Annotated in this window: 11 protein-coding genes; 7 read left to right on the plus strand and 4 right to left on the minus strand. The window is 73.1% G+C overall.

Annotated features, from left to right (window positions below):
- From OERS_RS19545 to OERS_RS19555, 3 genes are all read left to right on the plus strand, one after another.
- A partial coding sequence (locus tag OERS_RS19545) for a response regulator transcription factor (protein WP_139107956.1) occupies window positions 1–394 on the plus strand: 394 nt, incomplete at its 5' end.
- A gap of 108 nt (window positions 395–502) precedes the next feature.
- Complete coding sequence (thiD, locus tag OERS_RS19550; RefSeq protein WP_068627686.1) at window positions 503–1303, plus strand: bifunctional hydroxymethylpyrimidine kinase/phosphomethylpyrimidine kinase; 801 nt, start codon at window positions 503–505, stop codon at window positions 1301–1303.
- 200 nt (window positions 1304–1503) lie between these two features.
- Window positions 1504–4182 carry a phosphoenolpyruvate carboxylase gene (locus tag OERS_RS19555; RefSeq protein ID WP_068627687.1) on the plus strand — a complete coding sequence of 893 codons (2679 nt, stop codon included), beginning with the start codon at window positions 1504–1506 and terminating at the stop codon, window positions 4180–4182.
- Between the two features lie 202 nt (window positions 4183–4384).
- On the opposite strand, the gene OERS_RS19560 is transcribed toward OERS_RS19555, so the two are convergent.
- Both OERS_RS19560 and OERS_RS19565 read right to left on the minus strand, forming a co-directional pair.
- On the minus strand, window positions 4385–5167 hold the full coding sequence (locus OERS_RS19560) for a deoxyribonuclease IV (RefSeq protein ID WP_068627693.1): 783 nt from the start codon (window positions 5165–5167) through the stop codon (window positions 4385–4387).
- A gap of 131 nt (window positions 5168–5298) precedes the next feature.
- Window positions 5299–5913, minus strand: coding sequence for an SRPBCC family protein (locus OERS_RS19565; protein ID WP_068627688.1), 615 nt, complete (start codon window positions 5911–5913; stop codon window positions 5299–5301).
- A 101-nt stretch (window positions 5914–6014) separates the two neighbouring features.
- On the opposite strand from OERS_RS19565, the gene OERS_RS19570 reads away from it, so the two are divergent.
- From OERS_RS19570 to OERS_RS19580, 3 genes are all read left to right on the plus strand, one after another.
- The gene (locus OERS_RS19570) at window positions 6015–6314 is read left to right on the plus strand and encodes an MTH1187 family thiamine-binding protein (RefSeq protein ID WP_068627689.1); all 300 of its coding nucleotides are present in this window, start codon (window positions 6015–6017) and stop codon (window positions 6312–6314) included.
- 147 nt (window positions 6315–6461) lie between these two features.
- A complete protein-coding gene (locus tag OERS_RS19575; RefSeq protein WP_068627690.1) occupies window positions 6462–7352 on the plus strand; it encodes a hypothetical protein in 891 nt (296 codons plus the stop codon).
- A gap of 47 nt (window positions 7353–7399) precedes the next feature.
- Window positions 7400–7837, plus strand: a complete 438-nt coding sequence (locus tag OERS_RS19580) for a restriction system modified-DNA reader domain-containing protein (protein ID WP_068627691.1) — start codon at window positions 7400–7402, stop codon at window positions 7835–7837.
- A 96-nt stretch (window positions 7838–7933) separates the two neighbouring features.
- Here the strand turns inward: OERS_RS19580 and OERS_RS19585 are convergent, their stop codons facing one another.
- Complete coding sequence (locus OERS_RS19585) at window positions 7934–8827, minus strand: ABC transporter permease (protein ID WP_083201624.1); 894 nt, start codon at window positions 8825–8827, stop codon at window positions 7934–7936.
- On the minus strand, window positions 8824–9945 hold the full coding sequence (locus OERS_RS19590) for an ATP-binding cassette domain-containing protein (RefSeq protein WP_083201625.1): 1122 nt from the start codon (window positions 9943–9945) through the stop codon (window positions 8824–8826). Before OERS_RS19590 ends, OERS_RS19585 begins: the two co-directional genes overlap by 4 nt.
- 85 nt (window positions 9946–10030) lie before the next feature.
- On the opposite strand from OERS_RS19590, the gene OERS_RS19595 reads away from it, so the two are divergent.
- Window positions 10031–11074 carry a helix-turn-helix transcriptional regulator gene (locus tag OERS_RS19595; protein ID WP_068627692.1) on the plus strand — a complete coding sequence of 348 codons (1044 nt, stop codon included), beginning with the start codon at window positions 10031–10033 and terminating at the stop codon, window positions 11072–11074.
- The last annotated feature ends 644 nt before the right edge of the window (window positions 11075–11718 follow it).

The following is an 11718-nucleotide window of genomic DNA, read 5'->3' on the forward strand; positions in this document are numbered from 1 at the left end:
CGGGGCCGCGGGGTTCCTGCTCAAGGACGCCGACCCCGAGTCGCTCGTGAGCGCGGTCCACCGGGTGCGGGCGGGCGACAGCCTGCTCGACCCCGGCGTCACGCGACGGATCATCGAGCGCTACGTCGAGCTCTCCGACTGGCACGCGGGCTCGGGCGTCGCGAGCGCCCCCGGCGGCGCGTCGGGGCTCGAGCTCGCGACCCCGCGCGAGCGCGAGGTGCTCCTGGCCGTCGCGCGCGGCCTGTCCAACAAGGAGATCGGGGACGAGCTGTTCCTCTCGGAGGCGACCGTCAAGAGCCACGTGCGCTCGCTGCTGACCAAGGTGGGGCTCACGAACCGCGTCCAGCTCGTGATCCTCGCGTACGAGGCCGAGGTGGTGCGGCCGGGGCGGTGACGGGTGATGGCGGGTACCGACGGGTGCTGACGGGCCGGCGCGGCGTAGGCTTTCCAGGGGGCTCGGCCCGGGCCCACCACACCTTTCTCGAAGGACACAGGCAGCACCATGGTCAACCTCGCGTACGTCATCGCCGGATCGGAAGCCACCGGGGGAGCCGGCATCCAGGCCGACCTCAAGACGTTCCAGGAGCTGGGCGTCTACGGCGTCGGGACCCTGACGTGCATCGTGTCGTTCGACCCCGAGAACGACTGGGGGCACCGGTTCGTCCCGGTCGAGCCGCAGGTCATCGCGGACCAGTTCGAGGCCGCGACCAGCACGTACGACCTCGACGTCGTGAAGATCGGCATGCTCGGCACGCCCGCGACGATCGACGTGGTGGCCGAGTCGCTCGCGAGCCAGCGCTGGCACCACGTGGTCCTCGACCCGGTCCTGATCTGCAAGGGCCAGGAGCCGGGCGCGGCCCTCGACACCGACACCGCGCTGCGCGAGAAGATCCTGCCGTTCGCCACGGTCATCACCCCGAACGTGTTCGAGGCCAAGATCCTGTCCGGCATGGACACGATCGAGTCGGTCGACGACCTGGTCGAGGCCGCCGAGCGCATCCACGCGCTGGGCCCGGACTTCGTCGTCGTCAAGGGCGGCGTCGAGCTTCCTGGCCCGGACGCCGTCGACGTCCTGTTCGACGGCCAGGAGATCACGGTCTTCTCGGTCCCCAAGGTGGGCGAGGAGCGCGTGAGCGGCGCGGGCTGCACGTTCGCCGCGGCGATCACCGCGGAGCTCGCCAAGGGCAACGACGTCGAGCGCGCCGTGGGCGTCGCGAAGCAGATGGTCACCGAGGCGATCGAGGCGCGCGTGAGCTCGCACGCGCCGTTCGACACGGTGTGGCAGGGCGCGTACACGGACTGACCGGGTACGGGGAGGGGCCCTTCCCGACGACGTCACGCGCCCGGGCGAGGTCTCCTCGCCCGGGCGTCGTGCTGCCCGGGGGACCGACCGCTCCGCGTGCCGCGAACGCACGGTCCGGGCGCTCCGCACCTGCCGACCCGACCGACCACCAGGCAGACGCGTGGACGCGCCGGGACCCGGAGCACTTAGGCTTCCGACCTGTGAGCGACAACCTTCCCCCCGAATCCACCGACGGCAACGGCCGCACGGGCGCCCGGCACGAGGTCCCGGCGCCGCTGCGTGACGACGTCCGCCTCCTCGGCCGACTGCTCGGCACGGTCCTGACGGAGACGGGGGACCCCGCGCTGCTCGACGACGTCGAGCAGCTGCGCGAGCTCTCGATCCGCGCGTACGGCGAGCACGCCGACGCCGCGCTCGAGGAGGCCGAGCGCCTCGTCGAGAGCTTCAGCCACGAGCGCGCCGAGCAGGTCGCGCGCGCGTTCACGGTCTACTTCCACCTGGCGAACCTCGCCGAGGAGCACCACCGGGTGCGCGTCCTGCACGACCGCGAGGCCGAGCTGGCCCCGTCCGTGGTCGACGACACGCTGCCCGAGGCCTTCACGCAGCTCGCCGACGAGGTCGGTCACGCCGAGGCGCTCGCCCGGCTCCAGCGGCTCGAGTTCCGCCCTGTCCTCACGGCTCACCCGACCGAGGCCCGCCGGCGGGCCGTGTCCGCCTCGATCCGTCGCCTGTCGGCGCTGCTGACCGAGCGCGACGGCCTGCCGGCCGGCGGCGCGTCGCTCGCCGAGAACGAGCGCAAGCTCCTCGCCGAGATCGACGGCCTGTGGCGCACGTCCCCGATCCGCGCCGCGAAGCCGACCCCGCTCGACGAGGTCCGCACCGCGATGAGCGTGTTCGACGCGACCCTCTTCTCGGTGTTCCCCACCGTCTACCGTCGCCTCGACGACTGGCTCCTGGCGGACAAGGCGGGTCACGACCGCCCGCTCGCCGCGCCGTTCGTGCGTCTGGGCACCTGGATCGGTGGCGACCGCGACGGCAACCCGAACGTCACGGCAGAGACCACGCGCCAGGCCGCGACGATCGCGGCCGACCACGCGCTCCGGGCTCTCGAGCAGGCCGCCCAGCGGATCGGGCGCACGCTCACGCTCGACGAGCAGGGGACGCCCGCCTCCGACGGCCTGCGATCGTTGTGGCAGAAGCAGCGTCAGCTCTCCGAGGCCATCACGGCCGAGGCCGCGTCCGAGTCGCCCAGCGAGCCGCACCGTGCGGTCATGCTCGTCGTGGCCCGTCGCGTCGCGGCGACGCGCCTGCGTGACGCCGACCTCGCGTACCAGACGCCCGAGCAGCTCGAGGCCGACCTCAAGGTCGTCCAGGACTCGCTCATCGCGGCGGGCGCTCCCCGCGCGGCCTACGGCGACCTGCAGCAGCTCGTGTGGCAGGTCCAGACCTTCGGCTTCCACCTGGCCGAGCTCGAGGTCCGTCAGCACTCGCAGGTCCACGAGGCAGCCCTCGCGGAGATCGCGGAGCACGGCGTGCACGGCCAGCTGTCCGACCGCACGCGCGAGGTCCTCGACACCTACCGCGCGATCGGCTCGATCCAGCAGCGCTACGGCATCCGTGCCGCGCGCCGCTACATCGTCTCGTTCACGCAGAAGCCCGAGCACCTGGCCGCGGTCTACCAGCTCGCCGAGCACGCGTTCGACGGCGCGGACGACGCCCCGGTGATCGACGCGATCCCCCTGTTCGAGACCTTCGCCGACCTCGAGGCGAGCGTCGAGATCCTCGAGGCCTCGCTCGACCTGCCCCAGGTCCAGCGCCGGCTCGCCGAGAACGGCCGCAAGGTCGAGGTCATGCTCGGCTACTCGGACTCCTCCAAGGACGTCGGCCCGGTCTCGGCCACGCTCGCGCTGCACTCCGCGCAGAGCCGTATCGCCGAGTGGGCGCAGCGCCACGAGATCAACCTGACGCTGTTCCACGGCCGTGGCGGTGCGCTCGGGCGTGGCGGCGGCCCCGCGAACCGCGCGGTCCTGGCCCAGCCCCCGGGCTCGGTCGACGGCCGCTTCAAGCTCACCGAGCAGGGCGAGGTCATCACGGCCCGCTACGGCGACGCGACGATCGCCGCCCGGCACATCGAGCAGGTCGCGGCCGCGACGCTGCTCGCCTCCGCGCCGTCGGTCGAGCGCCGCAACGCAGAGGCCACCGCGCGCTTCGCCGACGTGGCCGCCGCGCTCGACTCGTCGTCGCGCGAGCACTTCCACGCGCTGGTCCGCAGCGAAGGGTTCCCGCAGTGGTTCTCCGAGGTGACCCCGCTCGAGGAGGTCGGCCTGCTGCCGATCGGCTCGCGCCCGGCCCGCCGCGGACTGTCGGTCGAGTCGCTCGAGGACCTGCGCGCGATCCCGTGGGTCTTCTCGTGGTCGCAGGCCCGCATCAACCTCGCCGGCTGGTACGGCCTGGGCACCTCGCTCCGCGAGTTCGGCGACCTCGAGCGGCTGCGCGAGGCGCACCGCGAGTGGCCGCTGTTCGCGACGCTCATCGACAACGTCGAGATGTCGCTCGCCAAGGCCGACGAGCGGATCGCGGAGCGCTACCTCGCGCTCGGCGACCGCGACGACCTGGCCGAGAAGATCCTCGAGGAGCTGCGCCTGACGCGCGAGTGGGTCCTCAAGATCTCGGGCAGCGAGTGGCCGCTGGCCGGCCGCCGCGTCCTGGGCCGCGCGGTCCAGCTGCGCAGCCCGTACGTCGACGCGCTCTCGCTGCTCCAGCTGCGCGCGCTGCGCGGCCTGCGCTCGGGTGCCGAGGGCGAGTACAAGGACGGTCTGCAGCACCTGCTGCTGCTCACGGTCAACGGCGTCGCGGCCGGCCTGCAGAACACGGGCTGACCCGACGGGGCCGGACCTCGGGGGCGCCCGGGCTCCGGCAGCTGCGGCCCGGGGGTGCCGAGCATGCGGTGGGCGTCCGTCTCGACCCAGGGACGGACGCCCCGGCCTGCCCCGCCGCACCGGCCGGCTCCGCTGCTCGCCCGGGCTCGTGCCACCGCACACCGCACCCGGCCACCCGGGGCGGGCTGCGCCGTCGGGCCTCTCAGCCCAGGCGCGAGCGCAACCAGGCGATGTCCGGCCCCATGTCGCCGTGCGTCTCGCAGATCACGGGCGCCCCGGCCGAGGCGACGACCGCGACCAGCTCGTCGGGCGGGACGAGCCCGTCGCCGAAGTGCGCGTGGCGGTCCGCCCCCGAGTCGAACGTGTCCCGGCTGTCGTTCGCGTGCACCAGGTCGATCCGGCCCGTCACCGCGCGGACCCGGTCCGCGGCGGTGCTCAGGTCGATCCCGCCCGCCCAGGCGTGGCAGGTGTCGAGCGTGAAGCCGACCTGGTCGCCACCCTCCGCAGCCCCGATCGCGTCCCACAGCCGCCCGATGCTCTCGATCGTGCGGGCCATCGACCTGGCCCCGCCCGCCGTGTTCTCGATCAGGACGGGGACCTTGGCGTCGAGCGCGTCGATCGCCTTGCGCCAGTTGTCGTAGCCGACCGCGACGTCGTCGTTCGCGGTCACGTGGCCGCCGTGCACGATCACGCCCTTGGCGCCGATCTCGGCTGCGCCGTCGACGATCTTCTGGAGCGACTTGCGGCTCGGGATGCGGATGCGGTTGTTGGTGCTCGCGACGTTGATGACGTACGGCGCGTGTACGTAGACGTCGAGGTCCGCTGCCGCGGCGTCCGCGCGCAGGGCCTCGGCCCCGCCCGGGTAGGTGAACTCGGCGCCCTTCCAGCCCTGCGGGTCGCCCAGGAAGACCTGGACCTGGTCGGCGCCGATCGCTCGTGCCTGGTTGACGGCGTCGGCCTGGTCGACGTGTGCTCCGATTCGCATGAGGCCCACGCTACGTGCAGCGGGGGACGCCTGGCGCGGTGAGCCCGCACCCGAGGGCCGACGACCCGTCCACGGCGCGCGCCGTGCCCGCACGACGGCGAGCCGCGTCCCACCTTCGGCGAGGGAGCCCCTCAGAGCAGCGCCGCGAGCGCGTCGAGCCGGCCCTTCCAGAACTCCTTGAGCGGCGCGACCTCGTCGACCGTCGGCACCCCCGAGTAGCTCACCGCGACCCGGGTCCGGGAGCCTCCGGCCACGCCCGGGTTCGCGGCGTCGAAGCTCAGGAGCACACGGCGCGCGCGCCCGGTCGCTCCGCCCACGGCCTCGTTGGGCCAGCGCAGCCGCACCGACCGGTCTATCGTCCGCCCGACGACGTCGAGGTCGCCCGCGACCCCGACCTCCGCCAAAGCGGGAGCCAACCACGCGGCGCGGGCGCCGTCGTCGGACACGAGGGCGTAGACCGCCGCGGGCGTCGCGTCCACCGTCCTGGTGACCGAGACGTCGAACGTGCCGTCGGCCCGCTGCCCGGGCGCGCGTAGCCCGCGCTCCTGCTCGTAGGCGACCGTGAGCGACTGCGCCCACCACGCGTCGACGCCCTGGTCCTCGACGAGCCAGGTCGCGATCCGGGTGTGCGTCCACCCGGTCGCGCCCTGCGCGTCGAGGAGCTCGAACCAGGCTGCCCGGGGCTGCCCCGTCGCGGCCACGACCGCGTCGTCCCCGACCGTCTGCGTGCTGCGTCTGGTGACCATGCGACCACGCTACGGCGCGCCCCCGGGCCTGTCAGAAGATGCGGCCGGCAGGTACCGGCCGCGAAGCCCGGGCTGCCTGCGGGACGCGGCATGATGGACGCATGGCCATCTTCGCTTTCTCCGTCGCCCCGCTCGGTGCCGGCGAGTCCGTCACGGACTCCGTCGCCGAGGCAGTCCGCATCGTCCGCGCCTCGGGTCTGCCGAACCGGACGACGTCGATGTTCACCGAGATCGAGGGGGAGTGGGATGAAGTCATGGACGTGGTCAAGCGCGCGACCGAGGCCGTCGGCGCGGGCGGGCACCGGGTCTCGCTCGTGCTCAAGGCGGACATCCGCCCAGGTCACACGGGGGAGCTGACGGGCAAGGTCGAGCGCGTCGAGGAGCGGCTCGCGCGCGACTGAGCGTCACGCACCGCCCGCGTCCCACAGGGTGAAACGGGCGTTTACGGCGTGCACTCACGGGCGTCGTAGGCTATGCGGCAACGCCGCCGTCCCGGGCAGCGTTCGAGGCTGCGTTACGAGCCGTGTCACAAGTCGCAGGAGACCACGATGCCCCTCTTCGAGGTGGACGCCGAGCGTCCAGTTCTCGTCCGCCCGTCGCAGCCGGCGGGTGGGGGGTTCGGCACGGTCGCGCAGCGCGTGGTCGACGGTCACCTGGACGGCCTGCTCGGTGAGCAGATCTTCCCCGTGCGGCAGGGGTCGTCGGTCGAGGAGCCGCACCTCCTGGCTCTCGACGCGGCCGGGTTGCCCGTGGTCATCGAGGTCGTCGCCGAGCTGACCGAGGAGACGCTCACCCGGGCCATGAACCATGCGGGCCGGGCTGGCCAGCTCACGCGCGCCGAGCTCGCGAGCCGCTACGCCGGGGGCGCCGGGCGCTTCCAGCAGGACGTCTCGACGTTCTACGACAACGTCCCCTTGACCCGCTCGCAGGCGACGTCGCGCGCCACGGGGGCCCGCCTGATCGTCATCTGCTCGAGCGCGGAGGACGGGATCGTGGACGCCCTCGACTTCCTGCGCCAGCCGGGGTCGTCGGTCTCGGTCCTCAAGCTCGGGGTCATGCACGGCGCCGACGGCCGCCGGTTCGTCGACGTCTCGCCCCTGGTCCCCGAGCGCCGGTCACGCTCGACGGTCCCCGCGGCGCCGCCTCGTCCCGCGGTCGGGACCCGGTCCGCGGCGGCCACGGCCGACTTCGCGGAGGGCGTCGCGGTGGGTCGCGCTCTGACGGGCAAGCTGCCGATCGTCACGCAGCGCTCGCGCGCCGACCGTCGTCGCGGCACGGAGCTCGGGGCCGCAGAGACGACCTACGGCTCGTCCCGCTGCTGGCGAGCCCCCCGGGGGACGAGGCCTCGGAGCAGGGGCGCTACTCGTCGTCGTCGGCGTACTCGAGCCCGCCCGACGACGCCCTGTCGTCGCGCACGCCCAGCCGGTCCTCGATCCTGACGCGCGAGTCCATCAGGACCCGCGAGTCGATCCGGACGCGGGAGTCCGTGCTGACGCGCGAGTCGTACCAGGCCGAGGAGCCCGCGTACGACCCGTTGTCCTACCAGCCGCCCGCGAACGTCCCCGTGGTCGACGCCCTGAGCACGATCGACCCGCTGGGTCAGGACCTGGTGCTGTCCCCACCTCCCACGTCCGCCTCGCCCCTCGACGACGACCCGGACGACGACCCCGACCTCCACGCGCTCGCTCGGGCCTTCGGGACCCCGGTCTCGCTCGTCTGGTCGCGCCCGCGTCGTGGGCAGCGCTTCGAGGCGGTCCTGTACCCGGACGGCTTCATCGAGCTGAACGACGGCGCCCGCTTCCGTCACCCGGACGCGGCAGCGGTCGCGGTGTCGGGGACCGCGACGGCGGACGGGTGGAGCGTGTGGCGCCTGGGCGACGGCGGCCCCACGCTCACGGACGCGTTCCGCGAGCAGTACGCCTGACGCCCGGCCACCGCGCCTGACGCCCGGCCGGCGACGACGCCGACGACGGGGCGGCACGCCTGCGGGCGTGCCGCCCCGTCTCCGTCCTGGGGGGAGTCAGTCCGTGCTGCGCACCATGGTCCGGATCCCCACGGCCAGCCCGACGGCGGCGGTCACGACCGCGGCCACCCAGCCCCAGGCGGCGGCCGACGAGGTCAGGTCGCCAGCGAACAGCGAGCGCTCGGCGTCGACCAGGTAGGTCAGGGGGTTGAGGTGGGCTGCGGCCCGCATCCATCCAGGCCCGGTCTCGAGGGGCAGCAGCATGCCGGACAGGATCATGAGCGGGAAGAGCAGCGTCTGCTGCACGAGCCAGAACATCCACTCCTGCTTGCGCACCGCGAGGGCCAGGGCGTAGCTGAGCGACCCGACCCCGACGCCGAAGATCGCGAGCATGAGCAGCCCGAGGACCGCGCCGACGGGGTAGAGCTCGAACCCGAACGGCAGCATCACGAGGACGACCACGACCGACTGCGCCGCGATCGGCACCATCTCCTTGAGCGCGCGCCCCACGAGCAGAGACGGCCGGGACAGGGGCGAGACGAGCATGCGCTCGTGAGCCCCGGTGTTGAGCTCCTGCTGGAGGTTCGCGCCCGTGGTCGAGGTGCCGAACAGCGTGGTCATCACGAGGATCGACGGCACGAACCACTGCCAGACGCTGCCACCCAGCGTCCCGGCCGCGCCGCCGTCCTGCCCGCTGAGCGTGCCGACGAGCAGCGGCCCGAACAGTGCGAGGAACACGAGGGGCTGGACCAGGCCGAACACGACCGAGAACGGGTCGTGGAGCAGGGGCCGCAGCTCGCGGACCAGGACGATGCTGGTGTCGCGGGCCAGGTGGGTGAGCCGGCCGCGGGGGCGCGCGCCGGGGCGGCCCCCGACCGGGCCGGCCCGACGGGGACCGGCGGGCCCGCCGCCGGGCGGGGCGGGAGAGGTCGTGGTTCCGACGGTGCTCATGCTGCGTCCTTCCCGGAGAGCGCGGCGCCCTCGCTGGTCCGTGCGGTGACGTGGTCGGCGGCGTCAGACGGGTCGCCGCCCGAGGTACTGGCCTTGTCTGCTGCGCCCGAGGTACTGGTCTTGTCTGCTGCGCCCGACTCGCGCAGGCTGCGCCCGGTCAGCGCGAGGAACACGTCGTCGAGCGTCGGGCGGTGGACCTGGGCCGAGGTCACGGTGATGCCCGCGTGGTCGGCCGCGCGCAGCAAGGCCGGGAGCAGCGCGGGGCCGTCCGTGACCCGTGCCGTGACCTGGGTGCCGCGGGCCGGGGTCTCGTCGGTCTCGACCTCCCGTACCCCGTCGGCGCGGGAGACGAGCTGCGCGAGGCGAGCGCCGTCGTCGGGCACCGTGGTCTCGAGGACCACGCGGTCCCCGGCGAGGTTCGTCTTGAGCGCCTCCGCGGTGTCGTCCGCGATGACCTCGCCGTGGTCGACGACCACGACGCGCTCGGCCATGGTGTCGGCCTCGTCGAGGTAGTGCGTCGTCAGGACGATCGTCATGGGGTCGCCCGCCCGGGTGAGCGCGTCGGCCCGCATGCGCAGGACGTGCTCCCACAGGTTGGCGCGGTTGTGCGGGTCGAGCCCGGTCGAGGGCTCGTCGAGGAACAGGAGCGAGGGCGCGTGGACCAGGCCCATCGCGACGTCGAGGCGCCGACGCTGCCCGCCCGAGAGGTCCGCGACCTTGCGCGTGCGCAGCGAGGTCAGGTCGAGCGCCTCGAACAGCTCGTCGGCGCGGCGCCGCGCGGACCGACGGTCGAGGCCGTAGACGACGCCCTGCGTCACGAGCTCGTCGACGGCGCGCTGGTTGTGGCCCGCGGCGTTGCCCTGCCCGACGTACCCGATGTGGTGACGGACCTGCGCGGGGTGCGCGACGACGTCGTACCCCGCGACGGTCGCGCTGCCCGCGGTGGGCGCGATGAGCGTCGTGAGCATGCGCAGGGTCGTGGTCTTGCCGGCCCCGTTGGGTCCCAGGACGGCGACGAGCTCGCCCGGCTCGATGTAGAGCGAGATCCCGCGCACGGCGTGCACGGTCTCGTGGCGGCTCACGACGAAGTCCTTCGTGAGGGAGCGGGTGTGGATCACGGTGTCCTCCAGGAGTGGGTGATGACTCCACCCTGTCGGGGGTAGCGGTCAGGTTCTGTCCGCTACCTCGTGCGACGCTGGGAGCATGCTCGAGACATCGGCCCGGCTCCTCGCCCTGCTCTCCCTGCTCCAGGCCCGGCGGGACTGGCCCGGGGAGGCCCTCGCCGACCGCTTGCGCGTCAGCCCACGCACCGTGCGGCGCGACGTCGACCGGTTGCGCGAGCTCGGCTACCCCGTACGCGCGACCAAGGGGCCCGACGGCGGGTACCGCCTCGACGCGGGCGCCGAGCTCCCGCCCCTGCTGTTCGACGACGAGCAGGCCGTCGCGGTCGCGGTCGCCCTCCAGACGACCCACGTGGGCGGGATCGAAGAACCTGCGCGCCGTGCGCTCGCGACCATCCGCCAGGTCATGCCCGCGCGGCTGCGCGGACGCATCGACGCGCTCGAGGTGACCGCGGTCCGGTCTGCGCGGGACGAGGCGCGGCCGGTCGTCGACCAGGCCGTGCTGGTCGCGGTGGGGAGCGCGGTGCGGGCGCGCGAGGTGCTGCGCTTCGACTACGACGGCGGGTCCTCTCCGCTGCTCGGGTCGGGCGACGCGGCATTCCGGCCTCCGCGGCGGGCCGAGCCCCACCACCTCGTGACGTGGGGAGGTCGCTGGTACCTCGTCGCGTGGGACCTCGAGCGCGAGGACTGGCGCACGTTCCGCGTGGACCGCATGACGCCCAGGACCCCGACGGGGCCGCGGTTCGCGCCGCGGGCGCTGCCGGCGGTGCCCCCGGGCGCGGGCTCGGAGGCTGGGGGCGAGCGGGAGCGGAAGGGCAGGGACAAGGAGCCCGACGTCGCCACGTACGTCACGCACGTCTTCTCCCGCCCGCGGTGGCCCGTCGAGGGCGAGGTGGTGCTGCAGGCGCGGGCCGACGCGCTCGCGCCCTGGGTCGGCGACCAGGGCGTCATCGAGGCGATCGGCCGCGATCGGTCCCGACTGGTCGCCGGCTCGTGGTCCTGGCGCGGGCTCGCGGCCTGGGTCGGGATGTTCGACGTGCCGTTCGAGGTGGTCGGCCCCCAGGAGCTGCGCGACGCGGTGCGCGAGCTGGGGGAGAGGTACCGGGGCGCGATCGAGGGTGGATGAGCGTGGCTGCGTGGAGGGTGCACGCAGCCGGTCCCCCGCGAGCGTCGGCGACGCGCGGGAGAGCGGTGGAGCGGGGAGGTGCTCGGAGCCCTCGGAGGAGCGAGGTCGTGCGGACCGAGGCGCGCCGACGCGGTGTGCCGAGGGGCGGTGACCGGGGTCACCTCCGGCCAGGTTGACCTGGGGGTTCACGTCCCCGTAATGTTCTCGAAGTCAGCCCGGCAGGGAGAAACAGACACCACTGCGAAGCTCCTCGGAGCCGCCGCGAAGTGGCTGTTCCCGGGGCTGGAATCCGAAACTCGAGCTGGTCGCCTCGCGCCTCCAGAACGAACGACGGAGCCGATCTTCCAGTTTTGACCCGGTTCGCCCGGGTTTGAAACGAAGAGGCCGGTCTGGTAGGTTTAAGAAGTTGCCCCGAGTGAAGGCCTGGAAACGGGTTGGAGTCGGTGCGTGTCGGTTGCTTGAGAACTCAACAGTGTGCTTGATAGTTAATGCCAATTGTCCTGCATGGGCGCATGGTGTGCACCTTCGGTGTGTGTTGTGTGTTCGTGTTGAGACTTCTTATTTGGTATGAATTGAAAACGTCATGTTTTCGGTTTGTAGCCATGATTATGGACCTTCGGGTCCGCTTCGTATGGTTGTTAGCC

Source organism: Oerskovia enterophila (genome assembly GCF_001692445.1).
GTDB classification, from domain to species: Bacteria; Actinomycetota; Actinomycetes; order Actinomycetales; family Cellulomonadaceae; genus Oerskovia; species Oerskovia enterophila.